Origin of the sequence: Rhodopila globiformis, from assembly GCF_002937115.1 — a bacterium.
GTDB lineage: Bacteria > Pseudomonadota > Alphaproteobacteria > Acetobacterales > Acetobacteraceae > Rhodopila > Rhodopila globiformis.
On sequence record NZ_NHRY01000245.1, the window covers coordinates 14,845 to 34,994 of the forward strand.

Annotated in this window: 12 protein-coding genes; 6 read left to right on the forward strand and 6 right to left on the reverse strand. The window is 67.3% G+C overall.

What is annotated here, in order from left to right; all coding sequences use genetic code 11:
- Position 1 precedes the first annotated feature (1 nt).
- The 3 genes from CCS01_RS24840 to CCS01_RS24850 are packed head-to-tail and all read right to left on the reverse strand — an operon-like array spanning position 2 to position 5,425.
- Positions 2–1,804 carry a tetratricopeptide repeat protein gene (locus CCS01_RS24840; RefSeq protein ID WP_104521456.1) on the reverse strand — a complete coding sequence of 601 codons (1,803 nt, stop codon included), beginning with the start codon at positions 1,802–1,804 and terminating at the stop codon, positions 2–4.
- Between the two features lie 32 nt (positions 1,805–1,836).
- On the reverse strand, positions 1,837–3,252 hold the full coding sequence (locus CCS01_RS24845; protein ID WP_104521457.1) for an HlyD family type I secretion periplasmic adaptor subunit: 1,416 nt from the start codon (positions 3,250–3,252) through the stop codon (positions 1,837–1,839).
- Entirely contained in the window at positions 3,215–5,425 is a 2,211-nt protein-coding gene (locus tag CCS01_RS24850; protein WP_239992387.1) for a peptidase domain-containing ABC transporter, read from the reverse strand. Before CCS01_RS24850 ends, CCS01_RS24845 begins: the two co-directional genes overlap by 38 nt.
- Positions 5,426–6,242: 817 nt before the next feature.
- On the opposite strand from CCS01_RS24850, the gene CCS01_RS24855 reads away from it, so the two are divergent.
- The 4 genes from CCS01_RS24855 to CCS01_RS24875 all read left to right on the forward strand — a co-directional run bounded on the left by CCS01_RS24855 (position 6,243) and on the right by CCS01_RS24875 (position 11,677).
- Entirely contained in the window at positions 6,243–6,761 is a 519-nt protein-coding gene (locus tag CCS01_RS24855; RefSeq protein ID WP_104521458.1) for a GNAT family N-acetyltransferase, read from the forward strand.
- A 26-nt stretch (positions 6,762–6,787) separates the two neighbouring features.
- Positions 6,788–8,005, forward strand: coding sequence for an AmpG family muropeptide MFS transporter (locus tag CCS01_RS24860; RefSeq protein WP_104521459.1), 1,218 nt, complete (start codon positions 6,788–6,790; stop codon positions 8,003–8,005).
- Positions 8,006–8,089: 84 nt separating this feature from the next.
- Positions 8,090–8,620: a DUF3617 domain-containing protein gene (locus CCS01_RS24865; RefSeq protein ID WP_104521460.1), complete on the forward strand. Its 531-nt coding sequence runs from the start codon at positions 8,090–8,092 to the stop codon at positions 8,618–8,620.
- Between the two features lie 726 nt (positions 8,621–9,346).
- A complete protein-coding gene (locus CCS01_RS24875) occupies positions 9,347–11,677 on the forward strand; it encodes a xanthine dehydrogenase family protein molybdopterin-binding subunit (RefSeq protein ID WP_104521462.1) in 2,331 nt (776 codons plus the stop codon).
- Between the two features lie 130 nt (positions 11,678–11,807).
- Here the strand turns inward: CCS01_RS24875 and CCS01_RS33175 are convergent, their stop codons facing one another.
- Both CCS01_RS33175 and CCS01_RS24880 read right to left on the reverse strand, forming a co-directional pair.
- Positions 11,808–12,122: a hypothetical protein gene (locus CCS01_RS33175; RefSeq protein WP_146101951.1), complete on the reverse strand. Its 315-nt coding sequence runs from the start codon at positions 12,120–12,122 to the stop codon at positions 11,808–11,810.
- A 1,883-nt stretch (positions 12,123–14,005) separates the two neighbouring features.
- A complete protein-coding gene (locus CCS01_RS24880; RefSeq protein WP_104521463.1) occupies positions 14,006–15,796 on the reverse strand; it encodes a cation:proton antiporter domain-containing protein in 1,791 nt (596 codons plus the stop codon).
- Positions 15,797–16,125: 329 nt separating this feature from the next.
- Here CCS01_RS24880 and CCS01_RS24885 point away from each other — a divergent pair, with 329 nt between their 5' ends.
- Positions 16,126–17,661, forward strand: a complete 1,536-nt coding sequence (locus tag CCS01_RS24885; RefSeq protein WP_158258584.1) for a peptide ligase PGM1-related protein — start codon at positions 16,126–16,128, stop codon at positions 17,659–17,661.
- 193 nt (positions 17,662–17,854) lie between these two features.
- Here CCS01_RS24885 and CCS01_RS24890 read toward each other — a convergent pair whose 3' ends face one another.
- Positions 17,855–18,325: a copper chaperone PCu(A)C gene (locus CCS01_RS24890; protein WP_104521464.1), complete on the reverse strand. Its 471-nt coding sequence runs from the start codon at positions 18,323–18,325 to the stop codon at positions 17,855–17,857.
- Positions 18,326–18,578: 253 nt separating this feature from the next.
- Between CCS01_RS24890 and CCS01_RS24895 the strand changes: the two genes are divergently transcribed.
- Positions 18,579–20,012 (forward strand): NAD-dependent succinate-semialdehyde dehydrogenase, encoded by a 1,434-nt coding sequence (locus CCS01_RS24895; RefSeq protein WP_104521465.1) that lies wholly within the window; start codon positions 18,579–18,581, stop codon positions 20,010–20,012.
- Positions 20,013–20,150 lie beyond the last annotated feature (138 nt).

The window sequence follows — 20,150 nt, forward strand, 5'->3', positions numbered from 1 at the left end:
GTCAGCGCCCTGCGATGCCGGCCGCGATCTCCTGGGATCCGGTCGCGGGCGGCGTTGCCCCCGCTTCAGCCGGCAGCGCCGCGAGGTCGGCTTTGGCGTCCTGCAGGCCCTGGGCGACTGCTTTCTCCAGCCATTTCCGCGCCTGCGGAATATCCAGCTCGCCCGCCAGGTTGCGCGACAGGTAGCGGCCCAGCATCATTTGCGCATAGGGATGCCCGCGCTCGGCCGCGGCGCGGAACCAGCGCTGGGCGACGGCCCGGTCCATCGGCACCTCATGGCCGCCGCCATACATGGCGCCGACGGCGAACATCGCGCCGACATGGCCGCGATCCGCCGCCTTCTGGAACAGCGCCAGCGCCGCCGGATGGTCCTTGGCGCCACCGCGGCCGGAGAGGGTCATTTCCGCCAGCATGACCTCGGCTTCGACCATGCCGACGCCGGCGGCCTTGGCGATCCACTTCCGCCCTTCCTCGGCATCGGCCATCACGCCACGGCCTTCGACCAGCATGCGGCCATACCAGTACTGGGCGTTCACCACGCCGTCCGCCGCCCGCCGCAGCCATTCCGCCGCCTTGCGGTCGTCACGCTCGATGCCGACGCCTTCCGCCAGGCAGACGCCGAAATTGAATGCCGCGATCAGGTCGCCCGAGGCCGCGGCCCGCTCAAACCACTCGCGGGTGCGCACCGAGTCCTGCTCGTCGCCATGGCCTTTCAGCAGTAGGTTGCCGAGGTCGACATGCGAGTGGGCGTCGCCGCCTTCGGCCGCGATGCGGAACAGCTTCGCCGCCTCGTCCTGGTCGCGCGGCACGCCGGCGCCGGTCAGGTGCAGCATGGCCAGCGCGCGGGCCGCCCCGCGATGTTTGGCGTCCGCGGCGCGGCGGAACCACATCGCCGCTTCGGCATAGTTCGGCGGCAGGCTGCCGCCCTTGGCATAGATGTCGCCGACGAGCGCCGCGGCTTCGGGATCGCCGGCCAGCGCGGCACGGCGCAGCCAGGATTCGCCTTCCACCGGGTTGGCCTCGACGCCGAGTCCCTCCATCAGCGCCAGGCCCCAGCGGGCCTGCGCCGCACGGTGGCCTTTCTCGGCCGCCTGCTTGTAGTAAAGCGCCGCCTTCTGCCGGTCCTGCGGCACGCCGGTGCCGCGCTCGTTGATCATACCATATAGGTACAATGCTGTGCCGAGCCCTTTCTCGGCGGCTTGGCGCAGGTTATCCAGCAGTTCCGCCTGGATTTCCGGCGCGCTGGTATCGCGGGCCAGCACCAAGGCATGGCCAAGCTGGCCCTGTGGACTGCCGCCGGCCGCCGCCTTCTTGTACCACTGGTCGCCTTCTTCCTGGTTGCGCAGCTCCTCGGGCCCCGACGTCAGGATGTAGCCGAGCACCGCCTGGCCGTCGGCCGAGCCGCCCTCGGCCGCGCGCCGCGCCCATTTCGCGGCATTGACGAAATCCGGCTCGGAGAGGGTCTGGCCGCCGAACAGCCCGGAGCCGTAGCCCGGGCCGGCCTGCGACTGGCCGGGTCCCATCCCGTGCAGGCACAGCGTCGCCAGCAGCGCCTGCGCCTCGATATAGCCGTTGGTGGCGGCGCGCTCGATCCAGCGGACGCCGTCGATCCGGCTGGGCGGCACGCCGGCGCCTTCCAGATAGCAGCGGCCAACCCGGAACTCCGCTTCGGGGAGGCCGGCCTTGGCCGCCTTGGAGAGCAGGGCGAAGGCGGCCTTGGCGTCGCCGCCTTCCTGGAGCTGCAGGCCGCGCTTCAGGGCGGCTGCGGGCGAGAACCCGCTGAAAAGCTTGTCAAGCAGCGCCATGCCAACCTCCGTCCGGTTCCACCGCGTGCGCCTTACGGCTCACGCATACCCTCGGTGGCCAGTGGAATGAACCTGCCCAACATGTAGCTCAGCACCGTCTGCTTGCCGACCCTGATATCCGCCTGGATCGGCATGCCCGGGATCAGGTGGAAGTTCGCCGGGACGCCGTGCAGGTTGATCTGGTCCAGGGTGATCCGCGACCGGTAGTACCACTGGGCGCCAGCAGCCGATTGCGGCACCGGCACGTCGCCGGTCGGGTTGCGCTGTTCATCCTGCGCGGTGAAGCTGTCGGGGCTGATCACCCGCACCACGCCGTGCGCCATGCCGTAGCGGGAGTAGATGAAGGTCTGAAACTTGATGTCCACCGGGTCGCCGAGGGTGACGTGGCCATCCTCGTCCCCGGGAATGTTGGCCTCGACTTCCAGCGGCGCGTCGGTCGGCACCAGGGTGATGAACTGCTGCCCGGCGGTCAGCACCGAGCCGACCGAGACCTTGCTGATCGACATCACCGTGCCGTCGGTCTCCGCCCGCAGTTCGACCAGTTGCCGGCGGAGCTGGTTCTTGTTGAGCTGCTCGCGCGCGTCGGACAGCTTGCCGAGCGCGTCGGTCAGCTTGTCCGAGACGTCGTTGTGCCAGCTCTGGATATATTCATTGCGCTCGGCGACCAGGGCCGCGAGGTCCCGCATCGCGCCATTCGCCGTATCCCGCGCATTGTTCAGGTTGCGTTGCATCTCCGCCCGGGAATCTTCGGCCGCCAGCGTGTTGAGCTTGGAGCCGACGTTCAGCCTCTCAAGGTCGGTCCGCATCTTCTCCAGTGACTTGGCGTACTGCAGCCGATCGGCGTAACCGGCTTCGTCGGATCGGGAGCGGGCGATCGTCGCCTGCAGGCTGTCGAACTTCTGCTGGTAGTTCTCCAGCTTGAAACGGTACTCCGCCTGCCGGTTCGCGTAGATCGACGCCTGGAGCAGCATGTCGGGGTTCGTGCCGCTGTAGGTGAACGGACGGTTCTGCATCTCGGCCTCCAGGCGGGCGACCTGTGCCTGGAAGGTGCTGACCTGGGCGGCGGATGCGCCGGCGTCGGAGGCGGCAAAAGTCGGATCGAGGCGGGCCAGGACCTGGCCGGCGTGGACGACTTCACCCTCGTGCACGTTGATCGAGCGGACGATGGCGGTTTCCAGCGGTTGCACCACGATGGTGGGCGATCGTGGCACCACCACGCCCAGCGCCGTCACCACGCGATCGACCTTGATCACGCCCGTCAGGACGAACATCACCGCGACCATGCTGCTGACCGTCAGAGTCAGGCCGCGGGCGATGCGCGGCATCGGCAGGTTGATGATTGCCGCGGACGGCGACTGGTACTCCAGGATCGCCGGCAGCGTCGGATCGAGCCGATCTTCCCGCACGGTACTAATCGCCTTGGACGAGGGCCGGGGCAGGAGCTGCATGACCTGATCCTTCACTGAACATATGACGGTTCTGCTGGTTCCAGAGCGTACGGTAGATGGCGCAACGCTCCAGCAGGGTAGCGTGACTGCCGATGTCGATCGCCTTGCCCTTCTCCAGCACCAGGATCTGGTCGCAATCGACCAGGGACGACAAGCGGTGGGAGACGATGAACATCGTGCGACCGCGGGCGATCCGCTTGAGGTTGGCGTTGACCAGGGCCTCGGATTCCGGATCCAGCGCGCTGGTCGCCTCGTCCAGGATCAGGATGCGCGGATCGGTGATCAGGGCGCGGGCGATGGCCAGCCGCTGCCGCTGTCCGCCGGACAGGTTGGGCGAGCCTTCCTCGATCCAGGTTTCATACCCGTTGGGCATGCGTTCGATGAATTCCTCGGCGCCGGCGAGGCGGGCGGCGCGGATCGCGTCCTCCAGCGTCAGGCCCGGGCGGCCGGACAGGATGTTCTCGCGGATGGTGCCGCGGAACAGGAAGTTCTCCTGCAGGACGACGCCGAAGCTGGAGCGCAGGTGGCGCAGGTTGATCTCCCGCAAATCCGCGCCATCGATCTTCAGGAAGCCGGAATACTCGCGGTTGATGCCCTGCAGCAGCCGGGTGATGGTGGACTTGCCGGAGCCCGAGCGGCCGACCAGGCCCAGCGTGGTGCCGGCGGGGACCGAGAAGCTGACGCGGTCGAGCGCCGGAAGCTTGGTGCCGGCATAGGTGAAGGTGACGTCCTCATAGGACACCGCGCCGACGAATTTCGGCCGTAGCCCGCCGGATGCGGCGTCGACCTCCAGCGGCCGGTTGAGCACCTCGGCCGCCATGGCCATCGCTCCGCCGACCTCTTCCCATTCCTCGATCAGCCGCGCCAGGCCGACCAGCGGCTGGCTGACGCGCTGCGACAGCATCATGAAGGCGAAGATGGCGCCGATCTGGAAGCCGTTGTCCTGGGACAGGGCGAGATACGCGCCAATCAGGATCGTGCCCATGTACATGAAGCGCTCGATCGGCGTGACCAGGGTCTGCGGCCAGTTCGACAGCTTCCCCAGTTCCCAGCGCCACTTGCCGACCTCGGCGACCTTCTCGTCCCACAGCGCCTTGCGCTGCGGCTCGACGGCCAGCGACTTGACGGTCTTGATGCCGAAGATGGTCTCGCCCAGGGCGGCGTTCTTCAGGGTCTCGGCGTTGATGACCTTGCCGAAGATGGCCCGGACCGGCCGCAGGAAGGCCAGGATGATCAGCATGATGGCGGTGGCGCAGGCCAGGACGATCCAGGCCAGGGTCGCGTTCAGCCAGAACAGGAACGGCAGCAACACGCCCAGCGTGATCATGTCAAGGATCGTGGTCATCAGCTTGCCGGTGATGAACTGCCGGACCTGGTTGACCTGGCTGACCCGGTACATCGTCTCGCCGGCCGGGTGCCGCTCGAAGTAGTCGAGCGGCAGGCGGATCAGCCGGCTGAACACGTGCAGGTTGAGTTTGGCGTCCGTGCGCGTGCCCACGACCAGGATGATCAGCCGGCGCGCGAACCCAAGCAGGGTCTCGTAGACGACCATGGTGCCCAGGATCGAGGCGATCAGGAACAGCGTGGAATAGCTGTGATGCACCATCACCCGGTCCACGGTCTGCATCACCAGCAACGGCGGCAGGATGGTCAGGAAGCTGATCGACAGCGAGGCGATGACGAGATCGCGGAGATGCTTGCGCTCCTGCATCACGACGCTGGCGAGCCAGCGCAGCGTGAAGGGCGGATCGGCTGCCTCCTGCGTGCGCTCGGCGCGCAACAGGACGACCTCGCCGCTCCAGACCTCGGCCAGGCGCATCTCGTCCACCGGCACGGGCGGCTCGGCTTCCGGGGCGCGGGGGTCGCGGACGAAGACAATCTTGTTTTCAGTGTTGGCGCCGGTCAGCAGGCCGGCGGAGCCGTCATTGAACAGCAGCACGACCGGGCCGGCGCCAGTGACCGAGAACAGGTGCCGCCATTTCAGGCGCAACGCGCGGGACCACATGCCCGCCGACTGCGCCCAGGCTGACAGGGCGGCCGCGCTGGGCTGGGGCTCGCCCTGGCCGAGGCGGAAGTCGTTGGCGTCCAGCTCCAGGCCATAGTACCGGGCGGCCATCATCATCGCCAGCAGCCTGGGGTGGATCGGGCCCCGATCGCTGCCGGCCGACGACATGCCGGCCGTGGATGCGCCACCACCACCCGCCACGGCCTGGGCAAGCGTTGCCGGAACGCGGTTATTCCCCAAAGGGCCGGGCGTATGTCCGTCAGAGATATCCACGAGCGAACCCTTCCAGTGGCGTATCAGACAACAGCGTTGCCGGTATGTCCGGGTTTCGCAGCGCCTGGCCAATTTGATAACATGGATGCGTGACGCCACACATCCGACGCATGCCATTTAGCGGCTAGGTGAGGCGGCAAACCACATCCTCAGGCGGCCGCGCTCCTTGTGATTTGTCGATCACGATTTCGAGTATGTCGGAACAAAAAGCCCGAACCAAGAAAATTTTTTATTACGGCTTCGAACTTGCCTCGCTGGTGTTCCTGGCCTATATGACATATTGTGGCCGTCGTTTGGGCCTGATACAGAATAAGCGCTCCAGTTGCCGCACGGACGCCGCAACCGTCATGACGGCTACCCGGGACAAGAGCCCGGGCACAAACTCCGGGGCGTCATCCGCGCCTTTGGCCACGATCGGCACCGCAAGACGTGGATGGTGGGCCTTCGCCCGCGACGACGCCGAGTGGCCGGTGCGCCGCCGGAAATGGGTTGGTTATTTCGCCTCAAGCCCTTTGTCCAGGCGCCTTGTGGCACGGCTCGCCGTGCAAGCCAAGCCGCGCAGACGGCAGCGCGCAGGCGGTGACCCCTGGCGGCCAGGATTTTCCCCATTTCGGTCATTGCCACCGCGCGCCCGGCAAAGCCGTCGCGGAAAGCATCTTCAACCCGACGTTTTTGTGAGTATCCTGTCGCGCTGACGAGGGAGAGCCGCTGAATGGATATCCGCAACGCCACGGACGTCGATGTGCCCGACATCCAGGCGATCTATGCCTATCATGTGCTGCACGGCACCGGGACGTTCGAGGAGGCCCCGCCTTCGGTCGAGGAGATGGCGGAACGGTTCCGCCAGGTCGTGGACCATGGCTACGTGTGGCTGGTGGCCACCGACGCGACCGGCGTCCTGGGCTACGGCTACTACGCGCCGTTTCGCGACCGCTCGGCCTACCGCTTCACCGTCGAGGACAGCATCTATGTGCGCGAGGACGTGCGCGGCCAGGGCGTGGGCAAGGCGCTGGTCACCCACCTGATCGAGCTGGCGACGGCGCAGGGCATGCGCCAGATGATCGCGGTCATCGGCGACGCCGACAACGTCGGCTCCATCGGGGTGCACGCCAGCATGGGCTTCCACCATGTCGGCACGATGAAGGCCGTCGGCATCAAGTTCGGCCACTGGCTCGACGTCGTCACCATGCAGCGATCGCTGGGCAAGGGCGACCTGAACGTCCCGGCCTGACCACGGTCTTCCTGAGAATCCCGCCCATGCGCCCCGATAGGCAATTGCTGGCGATGGCGGCCTATGGCTTCGTCTCGGGCCTGCCGCTGCCGCTGTCCGGCTTCACCTTCCGTCTCTGGCTGGCCAAGAGCGGCACCGACCTGGCCATCATCGGGCTGACCGCCTGGATCGGCCTGGCCTATTCGCTGAAATTCCTCTGGGCGCCACTGCTCGACCAGATGCCGCCGATCAGGGCGCTGCGCCGCCTGGGGCGGCGGCGGGGGTGGCTGCTGGTGGTCCAGCCGCTGCTCGGGCTGGCCGGGGTGCTGCTGGCGCTGTCCGATCCCGCGGCCGCGCCGGCCGCCGCGTTCGCGGCCGCGGCCTGCGTCGCTCTGCTGTCGGCCACCCAGGACATCGCCATCGACGCCTGGCGGATCGAGGTCTTCCCCGAACGGCGCCAGGGCCTGGCGCTGGCGGTCTATGTCTGGGGCTACCGCGTCGCGATGCTGGTTTCCACCACCGGCGTGATCGCCGCCGCCGCTTCGGTCGGGTGGCACCGGGCGCTGCTGGGCGTGGCGGCGCTGATCGCCTGCGGAGTCCTGGTGACGCTGGCCGCGCGGCGCGAGGATGCATCCGCTCCCGCGTCGGGCCGCGGGTTGCGGCATGCGGTGATCGATCCGGTGCGGACCTTCCTGGCACGGCCGTCCGCCTGGCTGGTGCTGGCCTTCGTCGCGCTGTTCAAGCTGGGCGAGGCGATGGCCGGGATCATGACCGCGCCGTTCTACCGGCACCTGACGTTTGACCTGGGGGCGATCGCCGGCACCGGCCCGTTCTCGCTGACCGGAACGCTGGTCGGCATCACCGTGGGCGGCTGGCTGGTGGCGCGCATCGGCGTCGGGCGGGCGCTGCTGCTGACCGGCACGGCGCAGACCGTGGCCATGGCGATGTACGTACTATTGTCGCTGACGCCGGGGCACGTCGCCGTGCTGTACGCCACGGTCACCGCCGAGGCGTTCGCGCAGGGCCTGGCCGACGCGGCGTTCCTGACGTTCCTGTCGGCGCTGTGCGCGCGGGAGTTCGCCGCGACGCAGTACGCGTTGCTGTCGTCGGTGCCGCAGCTTGCCATCCACACCATCGGCGCGGTTTCCGGCATCATGGCGGCGTCGCTGGGCTGGACCATGTTCTACACCGTGTGCATGGCCGGCGCGCTGCCGGGCATGGCCCTGATGCTAGTGCTGCTGCGCCGGCAGAAGATCGGACCCTGAAACTGTTCCGCCGGGCGCCGGAATGTGCTAGCCGGCTCAACCGTGCATCACCGCTGGTCGCGACGCCATTTCAGGAGATCGTGCATGAGGTTCCCCGCTGTCCTGGCCACGCTGGCCGCCACCTTGGCCGGCCTCACCACCGCGCCGGCGGCCCTGGCAGGCGCCTTGCCGGAGCACAGGGCCGGCCTGTGGGTGGTGGCGATCAGTTCGCCCGGCGGCGACCTGCCGTCGCACGAGGTGCGCATGTGCATCGACGCGGCGACCGACGCCATGATGTCGGGCCTGGGCAGCAACGCCATGAACGGCGCGTGCGGCAAGAACGCGATCAGGCGCGACGGCGCCGTCGTGACCGTGGATTCCGTCTGCAGGATGGGCAACGTGCAGACCACGACACGGGCGGTCATTCACTTCAGCGGCGACACGGCCTATCATAGCGACATCAACACGACCTTCAACCCGCCGATGATGGGTCACAGCACCGCTATGGTGTCCCAGGATGCGAAATGGACCGGCCCTTGCCCGGCGGACATGCAGCCGGGAGACATCGTGATGGCCAACGGCATGCGGATGAACGTCAAGACGATGATGGGCGGGCCGCGCAAGCCGGCCGGATAACGGCGGCAGGCTGCTGCTCTCTCATTACGAATGGCCCGAATGCCCGTCTGGCGTAAAGTCATGTGGAGCGAGGCGGGCTGCCTCTTCCCGCCATGGCGGGCCTTCCCACCATGACATTATAGCAACGCCTGTGCCGGCGCCGTCCGGATGGACCGTTACGCTGGAAACCAACGCCATGCGCCGCGGCCGGACGCCTGGCCGGATCACCGGATAGGCCCTCGCGGCGGTGTCGTGCATGCCGGCCGCGCGGCGCTACAGCAGACCGCAGGTTGGTTGAGACACGGCGACGGCGCACCTCACTCGTCATGGCCCGGCTTGTCCGGGCCACCTGTCGCGGCACACGTGCTGGAATAGGTGGCCCGGACAAGCCGGGCCATGACGATGAAGACAGGCCGTCTGCGTCCCAACTAACCTGCGGTCTGCTGTAGCGCAGCCGGCTGGGCAGCAGTTCGCCTTTGGTCTCCAGCACCGGATAGGCCGCCGCGGCAACCAGATGCGCGTTCACCTGCTTCAGGTCGCGCAGCGCGTCCAGGTGCAGGGCGCTGGTTTCTGCGCTCTGCACCGCGCCGGCGGACAGCCGGCGAACTTCAGGCTGGACAAGCCCGCGCTGAGCACAACCACCCGCGGCCCGGCTTTCGCCATGCGGCATCCCTCCTGGCCTTTACCGCCGACTGCGTACATGCTGTCGTCCAACAGTGAAACGTCCTAGCCGGGAGATCCAGAACCATGGCCACCACGAAATTCGGTCTCGCCCAGCCCGTCCGCCGGGTGGAGGATCCAAGGCTGCTGAAAGGCGCCGGACGCTACACCGACGACATCGTCCTGCCCGGCATGCTGTTCGGAGTCGTCCTGCGCAGCCCGCACGCTGCCGCGAAGATCACCCGGATCGACACCACACAGGCGGCGAAGCAGCAGGGCGTGGCCGGCGTCTATACCGCGGCCGAGATGAAGGCCGACGGCATCAACCCGCAGCCCTGCGTCGCCCTGGTCGCCAACCGCGACGGCTCGGCACAGGCCGCGCCGCCGCATCCGGTGCTGGCCGACGGCATGGTGCGCCATGTCGGCGACCCGGTGGCGTTCGTCGTCGCCGAAACCTCGAAGCAGGCGCGCGACGCGGCGGAACTGATCGAGGTCGACTACGACATCATCCCCGCCGCCGTCGATCCCGCCACCGCCATGGATGACGCCACGCCGAAGGTCTGGCCCGACGTCGCGCAGAACCTCGCCTTCGATTGGGAGATCGGCGACAAGGCGGCGACCGACGCGGAATTCGCCAAGGCGGCGCATGTGACGAAGCTGACCGTCGTCAACAACCGCATTGTCGTGAATTCGATGGAGGCGCGCGCCGCGGTGGCGGATTTCGACAGCGGCACCGGCCGCTGGACGCTGTACGCCAACACCCAGGGCGGGTGGTTCGTGAAGGCCCTGCTCGGCCCGGTGTTCGGCACCGAGCCGGACAAGTTCCGCGTCATCACCCCCGACGTCGGCGGCGGCTTCGGCATGAAGCTGTTCCTGTACGCCGAGCACGTGCTGACCTGCTTCGCCGCCCGCAAGCTCGGCCGCCCGGTGAAGTGGGCGGCGGACCGCGGCGAGGCGTTCCTGTGCGACACCCAGGGCCGGGACAACGTTACTTCGGCGGAACTGGCAATCGACAAGGACGGCAAGTTCCTGGCGCTGCGCACCCGCAACATCGCCAACATGGGCGCCTACCTGTCCAGCTTCGCGCCCTACATCCCGACCTACGCCGGCACCAGCGTGCTGGCCAGCGTCTACGGCTTCAAGGCGATCTACGCCAACGTGCTGGGCGTGTTCACCAACACCGTCCCGGTCGATGCCTATCGCGGCGCCGGCCGACCCGAAAGCAACTACCTGATCGAGCGCCTGGTCGACGCCGCCGCGCGCGAGCTGAAAATCGACCGCGTTGAACTGCGCCGCCGCAACATGGTGCCGCCGAGCGCCATGCCGCACAGCACGCCCGTCGGCAAGGATTACGACAGCGGCGACTTCCGCGTCATCCTGGATGCCGCGGTGAAGCACATGGACTACGACGGCTTCCCGGCGCGGCGGGCCGAAGCGGCCAAGCGCGGCAAGCGGCGCGGCCTCGGCCTGTCGTACTATCTGGAAGCTACCGGCGGCGACCCGACCGAGCGCGCCGAGATCCGCTTCGCCGACGACGGCTGTGTCGATGTCTATGTCGGCACCCAGTCCACCGGACAGGGGCACGAGACGGCTTATGTCCAGCTCACCGCAAACAACCTGGGCATCGACGGCGACAAGATCCGCATTGTTCAGGGCGACACCGACACCATTCCCGTCGGCGGCGGCACCGGCGGCGCGCGCAGCCTGTATTCCGAAGGCCAGGCGATCCTGAAGACGTCGGAGTCGGTGATCAACAAGGGCAAGCAGGCGGCGGCCGAGGAACTGGAAGCCTCCGTCGCCGACATCACCTTCGCCGACGGCCGCTTCTCGATCGTCGGCACCGACCGCGACATCGACATCCTGTCGCTGGCGGAGAGCCAGCGGAAGAAGGCCGCGGCCGGCAAGCCGGCGACGATCCTGGATTCGGCCGAGGTCGCCGACATCCCGGCCCACACCTTCCCCAACGGCTGCCACATGGCCGAGGTCGAAGTCGATCCGGAAACCGGGATGGTGGAACTGATCCGCTACAGCGTCTGCGACGACGTCGGCAAGGCGATCAATCCGCTGATCGTGCGTGGCCAGGTGGCCGGCGGCGTCGCCCAGGGCTTCGGCCAGGCGGTGCTGGAGCGCACGGTGTATGATCCGGACTCCGGCCAGCTGCTGTCCGGCAGCCTGATGGACTACGCTCTGCCGCGCGCCAACGAGTTCCCGGATATCGAGGTGGAACTGCTGGAAGTTCCCTGCGCCACCAATCCGCTGGGCGTGAAGGGCGCGGGCGAGGCCGGTGCCGTCGGCAGCCCGCCGGCCGTGATCAATGCCATCATCGACGCCTTGAGCACCGACGGCGTGACGCATATCGACATGCCGGCCACGCCCGAGCGTGTCTGGCGCGCGATTACGATGGCGAAGGCCGCGTAAGGCGGCGAGACGCTGCGCCCCCGGCTTTTGCCGGGGGCGGCCTCATGCCGCTGGGCGGCGATGCCTGCCGCCCATGGCTTTGAGCGGACGGCGGCCGGCCGGTGGATTTATCTCAGCCGGCGACTATGCGCTATACTGAGGCTTTTGCCTGAGGCGACGTGGTCAGGGCGACATTGCCCTGGCCGCAGGCTGCCACTGGCCTCTGCAGTGTTTCGGCCAGATAAGCTTCGACGTCTGCTATATATCCCAGGTCGTTTTCCATCTGCGCGGCTGCTGTACTGCTTGTGGAAGCAGCCTCCAGCTGTTGTTCGATGGCTCTTGACATGCCAGACAGGGCACGGCGCGCGATCTGCGCAAGATGAGCCGGCACGGCGGACGTTCCGGACAGTGTCCAGGCGTGCCACTGTTCGATTTGACGCTCGTCACCCTGCTGGGTCAGCGCCAACGCGATAAATCGCCGGGCTGTAGGCGATAGCGTATCCATATCTCATACTCTCACAAACAAGAGGCTTTTCAAACAAACAGATTGTTTACAGATCGCAAGGCGGCAAGATAGTCGACGAGCGGCATATCTTTGCATGGTTCGAACATCCAATCTCAGGTCTCCCCTCATAGTAAGTCGGCGAATTCAGTGGGTTAGCTCGGACCGGCTGAAACGAAAAGACAGACGTGCTGACGCGTTGCAGGGCACGGCGCGATGTAAACGCGAGTTGTTGCTTGAGCTGATAGGCAACGAGGCTGGGCTGACCAAGCGCAGTTGGCCGTGTCCAATTTGGCCCGTAACCAAAAATGAGGGGAGACCTGAGTGTCTGTCCGAGAAGGAAGCCAATGAAATCAGGGGGCTAACCCGCTGTTGGTGGCGGAACAGTTCCGAAAGTAGTGGCGGTTTCCGCCGATCAACGACACCGCGCCGCCCGTAACAAATTGGAAGATAAGGGAAAGTTCTCGGACAGACACTGAGACATTCAATGGCTTCCGTGATCGTGCCGTAGGGTCAAAATGCCGGGATAGGGGCTGCCCGCTGGCAGTCTCCACCACCGGCTGGGCTGCGGCCGCCTGAGACGGTAGGGGGCCGAGGTCATCGACGCTCCACCGTTCGGTGTGCCTTTCACCCAGATGCTGCCGTCCGGCTCGGTAAAATCCGTCACATCGATATCGATCCGAACCGCCACGAGGGCTGCTCCGGCAAGGTCACCGATGCGATATAGATCGATCAAGGTGGTGGGTAAGCCAGACATTGAGGCTCGTGAAACGGAGACCCCGACACCGTGCCAAACAATTTTTGGATTTGCAACCTTTACTTGATATAACTATCGGCGTACCCGCATAACTAAACCGCGTCCACTTCGAAAACCACAGTCCGGCGGTTCGGACCTGAGGCGCCGCGAAGGCGAACGTTTCCTGATTGCGGGCCGACCCAACCATCGTTCTCAAAGTGGACGCGGTTTAGTACCGCCCGTCGGAAATTCAGCGCCTGTTCCTCCAGCCCTTGCGGACCATGACGGGCCGAACGGCAACGGGCGTTTGCGGCAAGCGGTGCGACTGTCCCCGGTGGGTCGAAGGCGGCGGCGAAGCCTGGATCGCCAACCGATTTTCAACACGGAGGACGACCAAGGGCCACGAAGGGTGTGAACGAGTCAGGCCATGAAGCAGTGCGGCCCCGCCTTCAGGCGCGCGGCATGTGGGCATCCGAGCAGGCTACAAGCAGATGGCAGGTCGGTTGGGACGCTGAGGCCCCCTGTCCTCATCGTCATGGCCCGGCTTGTCCGGGCCACCTGTTCCAGCACATGTGCCGCGATAGGTGGCCCGGACGAGCCGGGCCATGACGATGAGGGAGCGCCGTCGCCCTGTCTCAAGCGACCTGCGGCCTGCTGTAGCGCGGGTGCTGCGATGCGCCAGCCCGATCATGCGGCTGGCCAGGTCCCGATCCGCCAGCAAGGTCCGGTCTTCGTGGCCCTTTGTGGTCCTCCGCTTTCTCCGTGTTGAAAATTACGGAAGGATGAACAAGCACGGACGGTTCCGGATGACCCTGGCACCATCCGCCAAAGACCCAGCCCCCCGGTCGTTGCGGCCCATGGCCAAGGCAAGCGGCGGAGCACCCTCCGCCACGTCCAATAGGATCGACTCTTCCGGCAAGCGGTACTAGCGCCGGGCTGGAACATAATACGAGCATCGTGCGCGTGGTCCCGGCGGCCCCGAAAGGACGACCGGTCCGCATGCCAGGTTGGGGGCGGCCCGCAAAGTCACGGCGGTAGCCGGATTCCACAGGAAGACGGCACCTTCCCACCAGAGGGACCCCCTCCGTGGCGGACGGTGATCCGCGCTTCCCTACAGCCGATCGCGCAGCCGCTTGCGGCCAAGCGGCCGCACCTCGGCCCCTGGGGCCATCGCCTTGATCGCCGCCTGCAATTCCGCCCGTTTCTCGTGAATCGTGGCGATCACCGGCCCCATCGGAACGCCGACATCCACCAGCACCGCCTCGGACAGCTGCAGGCTGGCCTCGATCGTCTCCGGCACGGCGTCCGAGGCGCCGGTGCGATACAGATGCGCCGCATGCGCGGCATCCCTCGCCCGCGCCACGATCAGCAGGTCCCCGCGCTCCGCCCGCGCCGCCGCCACCAGCCGATCGGCCGGTTCGGAGGCGTCCAGGGTGACGACCAGGGCGCGGGCGGTATCCAGGTGGACGCGGCGCAACAACTCGATCTGCGTCATGTCGCCGAAATAGACCGGCTTGCCCTGGCGCCGCTGAGCCGAAACGCGATCCACGTTGGAGTCGATCGCGACATACGGCACCTTGTGCATCTCCAGCATCGCGGCGACCGTCTGCCCGACCCGGCCGAAGCCGGCTATGATCACCCGCGGCAGCGACGGCGTGTCGGGCAGCAGCAGCGCCGAATCCACCTCGGCCTTCGGCGCCAGCCGTGGGGCGAGCCGGTTGCCCAGCATCGACAGGCCGGGGATCGTCGCCATCGTCAGGGCGGTGATGAACAGCACCGGGCTGGCGATGTCCGGCGTCAGCAGGTGAGCGTTCAGCGCCACGGCGATGATGACGAAGCCGAACTCGCCGCCGGGGCCCAGCAGCAGGCCGGTCTGCAGGCTGGTGCCCCAGGTCAGCCCGAAGGCGCGCGACAGCGGGGCGATGACCAGCAGCTTCAGCGCCACCACGCCGACGATGCCGTCGAACACCAGCGCCGGATGCGCCGCCACCGTGCGGACATCCAGGCTCATGCCGACCGAGATCAGGAACACGCCCAGGAACAGGCCCTTGAACGGCTCGATCGTCACCTCGACCTGCCGGCGGTATTCTGTTACCGCGAGTAACAGCCCGCCAATCAGCGCGCCCAGCGGCATCGACAGGCCCACGGCCGAGGTGACCAGGCCGGTGGCGAGCACCACCAACAGGCAGGCGGCAACGAACAGCTCGGCGCTGCGGGTGCGGGCGACGCTGCGGAACAGTGGGCGCAGCACCAGCCGCCCGAGGGCGACGATCACCGCCACCGCCACCGCCGCCCGGCCAAGCGCGATGCCAAGCTCGGCGCTGCCGCTGCCCCGGTTCGCCGGGTCCAGCGCGCCGACGGCGAACAGCACCGGCACCACCGCCAGGTCCTGGAACAGCAGGATGGCGAAGCTGGTGCGGCCGGTGGGCGAGTTCAGCCGCTTTTCCTCGGACAGCACCTGGACCACCACGGCGGTGGACGACATCGCCAGCGCCAGGCCGATGACCAGGGCTGCGGTCCAGTCCTGCCCCAGCTCGATCTCGATCGCCGTCAGAAGCGAGGCGCACAGCGCGACCTGGAGAAAGCCGAGTCCGAACACCAGCCGGCGCATCAGCCACAGCCGCTCGAACGACAGTTCCAACCCGATCATGAACAGCAGCAGGGCGACGCCGAGTTCGGCGATCGGCTGCATCGAATCGGGGTTGCTGATGGTGATTGCCGCCAGCCACGGCAGGCCGGGCGCCAGCGAGGCCAGGCCAAACGGGCCGACCACGGCGCCGACGAGCATGAAACCGAGCACCGGGCTCAGGCGCAGGCGGTGGAACAGCGGGATGACGACGCCCGCGGCGCCAAGGACGACGAGGGCTTCCTGATAGACGGTTGTATCGTGCGAGACGGCCATGCCGTGCAGGTTAGCAGGTCCTCGGACGGATCGAACCGCTCGCGTTGTGAAGAATTTGCGGTTGCACGCGCTTGCGGTTGTGGCGTCCAGGCGGCCAAGGGCAGGCTGGCGACGGCCCAATCCCGCCGGCATTGTCCGAACCACGCAGGACCGTGCCCGCAGCAGCCAACGGGACAGCGCAAAAAACCACGGAGGCGATGGTCCGCCGGCAACCGGCCTTGACCTGGATCAATTCCATCGTTGCGCTGTCGCCCGACAGTCACCAGTCGGCGCGGGTTCGCGGTTGGCGCCGCCGAAGCGACTGAAACCGCGCCTGGGGAGAACCCCGCATGATCGGCCTGACCAGCAACGTCGTCCCGGGCTCGGCCGAGGAGTGCCTGATCTTCAAGCATCTCCAGGCCAAACTGCCGGTCCAGTTCCGCACTGTCTTCCCGGATCGCACCGCGCCGCGGACGGTGGTGGTGGTGCCCAGCCTGAGCATCGACCAGGACGTCATCGCCAAGATCGCCGGAGCGCATCATTACGAGGAGCGGATGCTCGGCATGCTGATGCTGCTGCGGCTGCCGCGCACAAGGCTGATCTACCTGACCAGCCAGCCGATACCGGAAGCGATCATCGACTACTACCTGCACCTGCTGCAGGGCGTCCCGGCGCAGCACGCCCGCAATCGCCTGACCCTGCTGTCCTGCTTCGACGGCAGCCCCCGGCCGCTGACGGCGAAACTGCTGGAGCGCCCGCGCCTGATGGCCCGTCTGCGCGACGCCATCGGCGATCCGGCCGCCGCCCACATCGCCGCCTATGTGGTGTCCGGGCTGGAGCGCAGCCTCGCGGTGCGGCTTGGCATCCCGATCTACGGCTGCGATCCGGCGCTGCAGAAGTTCGGCTCGAAGAGCGGCGGGCGGCAGATCATGCGCGAGGCCGGCGTGCCGATGCCGGATGGGATCGAGGACCTGACGGACGAAACCGGCATCGCCGCCGGCCTGGCTGCGTTGAAATCCCGCGATCCCGGTCTGCGGCGTGCGGTGGTCAAGCTGAACGACGGGTTCTCGGGCGAGGGCAACGCGCTGTTCCGCTTCGACGGCGCGCCCACTGGATCAGCCCTGGACGCCTGGATCGCCGCACGCCTGCCACAGCTTGCGTTCGAGGCGCGCGGCATGACCTGGGACACCTACCTGGGAAAGGCGCGGGAGATGGGCGCGATCGTCGAGGCGTTCGTGGCGGGCGAGGAGAAGCGCTCACCCTCGGTCCAGTTCCGCATCGACCCGTTCGGCGAGATCGAGTACGTGTCGACCCACGATCAGGTGTTGGGCGGTCCTGGCGGGCAGGTTTACCTGGGCTGTGCCTTCCCGGCGGACGAAGCGTACCGGCTGGCGATCCAGACCGAGGGCGCCAAGGTCGCCCGCCTGCTGGCCGGGCGCGGCGTGCTGGGGCGCTTCGGCGTCGATTTCGTCTCGGTGCGTGAGGGCAATGTGTGGCGCAACTACGGCATCGAAATCAACCTGCGCAAGGGCGGCACGACGCATCCGTTCCTGATGCTGCAGTTCCTGACCGGCGGCCGCTACGATCCCGCCAGCGGCCTGTTCCGCACGCCGCCGGGACAGCCGCGCTTCTACTACGCCTCGGACAACCTGGAGTCGCCACGCTACCGGGGCCTGACGCCGGCGGATCTGGTGGATATCGCCGTGCTGAACGGGCTGCATTACGACGGCACCACGCAGGAAGGGGTGGTGTTCCACCTGATTGGCGCCTTGTCCGAGTTCGGCAAGCTGGGCGTTGTCTGCGTCGGTTCCTCGCCCGACCGCGCCCTGGCGCTGTATCGCCGGACCGTTGACATCCTGGACCGGGAGCAGGACGGCGCCGCTTGATATCAAGCAGCCGCGTGATGAGCCGCTTGCCCAGCGGCCGGGAGCGTTTCCCCACCGTCATGGCCGGGTTCGTCCGCAGAAGCGCTGACAGCGTCGGAAACGGGGGAGGTCATCTCCCTATCGTCATGGCCGGGACACGCCCGGCCATGGCCGAGAGGCAATGGACTCGTCTCTCCCTTTAAGACCACCCGCATCACATCCCGTGGTGCCCGGACATCGGCATCGCATGGTTGAGAGGCAGCACCTGCACGTCCACGGTCATCGGCGCGGCATGGGCGAAGGTCAGGGTCAGCGGAAAGGTCTGGTTCGCCACCAGCGGCTGCTTCAATCCCATCAGCATGATGTGGTAGCCGCCCGGCGCGAGGGTCATGGCGGCGTGCGGCGGCACTGGCACCGCACGCACGGGCCGCATCGTCATGATCCCCTGCTCGCTCATGCTCACATGCAAATCGGCGGACGCGGCGACAGGCGTGCTCGCGCCGGTCAGGGAATCAGGCCGTGCGCCGCCTTTCAGCGTCAGGTACACCGCGCCGTTCGTGGCGGGACCCGCCGAGGCGCGAGCCCAGGGATGCTCGACCTGTATGCCCCCGGCCTCGGCCGCGGGCGTGGCTGCGCCGGCGGGCAGCATCGACGCGAGGATCAGAGCGGCAGCAAGCAACGCCATGGGGCGTGAACAAAGATTCAGCATCAAAACCTGCCTGACCAGGAAAGGGTTGGATGGCCGTCGCGCTTCAAGCACCGTATCGCCGGCATTGCAAGATCGGCTCCCTCCGGCCGGCGGGACTTGGCAAGCGGCGTACCAGGTGCGAGGAAAGGCATGGCTGCGTCGTGCGCCAATGGATACGGCGGCAGGACCCCCGGTTGAATGCCCCGGCATCGGGCGCCATCTCCGCAAGACCTTTCGAAGGACAGGAAACATGTATACGGACGTTTCGCTTTTCATCGACGGCGCCTGGACCAAGGCCGCGTCGGGCCGCACCATCGACGTCGTCAATCCCGCCACCGGCGACCGGATCGGCAGCGTTGCCCATGCCGAGCGAGCCGATCTGGACCATGCCCTGGAAGCGGCCGAGAAGGGGTTCCGCACCTGGCGCAAGGTGTCCGCATTCGATCGCTCCAAGGTGATGCGCAAGGCCGCCGACATTCTGCGCGGCCGCGCCGACGCCGTCGCCGAACTGCTGACCATGGAGCAGGGCAAGCCCCTGCCGGAAGCAAAAGGGGAAGTGCTGGCGGCTGCCGACGTGATCGACTGGTTCGCCGAGGAAGCCCGCCGCACCTACGGCCGCGTGATCCCGTCGCGCGCCGAAGGCGTCTACCAGTTTGTCGTCAAGGAGCCGGTGGGGCCGGTCGCCGCGTTCACGCCGTGGAATTTCCCGATCAACCAGGTGGTGCGCAAGCTGTCTGGCGCGCTCGCCGCCGGGTGCTCGATCATCGTCAAGGCGCCGGAGGAAACCCCCGCCTCGCCGGCCGAGCTGATCCGCGCCTTCGCCGATGCCGGGGTGCCGGCGGGGGTGATGAACCTGGTCTATGGCGTGCCGGCGGAGATCTCCGAATACCTGATCCCGCATCCGACGATCCGGAAGATCTCGTTCACCGGCTCGACCGCCGTCGGCAAGCAGTTGGCGGCACTGGCAGGCGCCCACATGAAGCGGGTGACCATGGAGCTGGGTGGCCATGCGCCGGTCATCGTCTTCGATGACGCCGACATCGCCAAGGCCGCGAAGCTGGTGGCCGCGGCGAAGTACCGCAACGCCGGGCAGGTCTGCGCCTCGCCGACGCGGATGCTGGTGCAGGAGAGCGTCTATGAGCAATTCGTCGATGGCTTCGTCGCCCACAGCAAGGCGTTGAAGATCGGCAGCGGCCTGGAAAGCGGCGTCACCATGGGGCCGCTGGCCAACACCCGCCGCGTGGCCGCGATGGAGACCTTCATCGGCGACGCGCAGCAGAAGGGCGCGACGATCCGCACCGGCGGCAACCGCATCGGCAACAAGGGCAACTTCTTCGAGCCGACGGTGCTGACCGACGTGCCGACGGAAGCGCGGGTGATGAACGAGGAGCCGTTCGGCCCGCTGGCGCTGATCTCGCCGTTCCGCGGCTTCGAGGATGCCGTGGCGGAAGCGAACCGCCTGCCGTATGGCCTGGCATCCTACGCCTATACCCGCTCGGCCAAGACCGCCAATGCGATCGCCGCGGCCGTCGAGGCGGGCATGATGTCGATCAACCACCACGGCCTGGCGCTGCCGGAGACGCCGTTCGGTGGCGTGAGGGATTCGGGCTATGGCTCGGAAGGCGGGTCGGAGGCGATCGAGGCCTACCTGAATTCCAAGTTCGTCACCCAGGCGGAGTTGTAGGCCAAACGGGATCCGGTCGGAGGTTCGGCGGGTCCATTGCCCCTACGTCATGGCCGGGCGTAGTCCCGGCCATCCACCCCCAACCGCCTGTGCGCAGATGGCCGGGACACGCCCGGCCATGACGGTGAGGCAACGGAC